Source organism: Luteitalea sp., from assembly GCA_009377605.1.
GTDB lineage: Bacteria > Acidobacteriota > Vicinamibacteria > Vicinamibacterales > Vicinamibacteraceae > WHTT01.
This window is the reverse complement of sequence record WHTT01000330.1, coordinates 1-569: the sequence shown is the minus strand read 5'-3', so window position 1 is coordinate 569 and position 569 is coordinate 1. Positions and strand designations below refer to the sequence as shown.

Annotated in this window: 1 protein-coding gene; it reads left to right on the top strand. The window is 69.2% G+C overall.

Going from position 1 to position 569, the window contains the following annotated elements; genetic code table 11:
- A partial coding sequence (locus GEV06_29180; GenBank protein ID MPZ21910.1) for a DUF3097 family protein occupies nt 1-420 on the top strand: 420 nt, incomplete at its 5' end.
- Nucleotides 421-569: the final 149 nt, after the last annotated feature.

The following is a 569-nucleotide window of genomic DNA, read 5'->3' as shown; positions in this document are numbered from 1 at the left end:
CTCGAGGATCGGCACGGCAGGCGCAGGAACTTCCCTTGGGGGCACGGTTACCTGATCGACGGTGCACACGTCGCCGTCACGCGGCCGGCCGCCGCACCAGCCGAGCCACACCCGGTGCGGTCCGCGTCCGGATCGATCGCGATGCGCGACCACACCGCGCGTACCGCTAGGGATGCGCTGATCAAAGAGCCGCTCAGGTCATGGGCGGGTCGGGGGCCTTCGCTGAGGGTCGTCGAGTGGCCACGCGTGTCCTCCCTTGACCCGCTCCCCGGGCCCGGTCCGGGCCTCCTGGGGCCGGTTTCGGGCAGGCTGCCGCTACGCCGTCACCCCATCAGGGCGACGGCACGGGCCCGCATCAGCCAGTTCGCCGAAGCGAACAAGACGCTGAGGTGTTTGAGGTTCTTCGCGATCCCGCGGTAGCGGGTCTTGGTGAAGCCGAAGTCACGCTTGACGATGAGGAACGGATGCTCGACCTTCGCGCGCACCGCTGCCTGGCGTGACTGTGCCGCCCGGTCCGGTTCAGCCATGGTCTTCAACACGCCCTTGCGGGCCGCGATCCGCCACTCGAT